This window comes from Proteiniphilum sp. UBA5463, assembly GCF_002427225.1.
Taxonomy (GTDB): domain Bacteria; phylum Bacteroidota; class Bacteroidia; order Bacteroidales; family Dysgonomonadaceae; genus Proteiniphilum; species Proteiniphilum propionicum.
On record NZ_DIQL01000045.1, the window covers coordinates 25,758 to 26,471 of the forward strand.

General features: G+C 47.2%; 1 pseudogene. It reads right to left on the minus strand.

Annotation, left to right across the window (positions count from 1 at the left end):
• Positions 1-714 (minus strand): annotated as a pseudogene (locus B3B27_RS07475) (TonB-dependent receptor); the annotation flags it as partial.

The following is a 714-nucleotide window of genomic DNA, read 5'->3' on the forward strand; positions in this document are numbered from 1 at the left end:
GGTAAAATAGGCGTAGTTGTCTATACCTCCCTGGTTTCCCGTTTCTCCGTATCCCAAACGGACTTTCACATCGTCGACCCATTCGTTTGCGTGGAAGAAAGGTTCTTCCGACAAGCGCCAAGCTGCGGAGAACGAGGGAAAAGTACCCCACCTGTTTTCTTTGGAAAATCGGGAGGAGCCATCGCGACGGATTGTTGCGGTGAAAAGATATTTGTTGTCGTAATTGTAATTGGCTCGCCCCATAAACGAGAGGATAGCCCAATCATTTTTGGTACCTCCGACGGTGGGGTCGGTAAGCCCGTTATTCAACTGGCTGTTATTATCACTCAGGAATCCCTGCACACTTGCGTTCATGCGGTTATACAAGTTATTCTGGGCGCTGGAACCAATCATCACGTTGACGTTGTGTTTATCTGCGAAGGTGTCGAGGTAAGTAAGCGTATTGTCCCACAGATAGGTAAGACTTTTATTCGACTCTTCATACAGTGATGACTGCGGCTGCGGGATGGGCTTCCAGTCATATTTGGGACTAAAGCTGTTCTGATCCCAAAACTTGAAGTCGATGCCACCCAGTGACTTAAAAGTAAGTTTATCTGCCGGTTTTATTTCAGCGAAGATATTTCCAAGCACGTTGTATCCGTTGGTTCTGTTTCGGCTAAGTGTTGCTGTTCCAATAGGATTGCGTATATCCCCGTACTGATAAGCCGGTTCTCC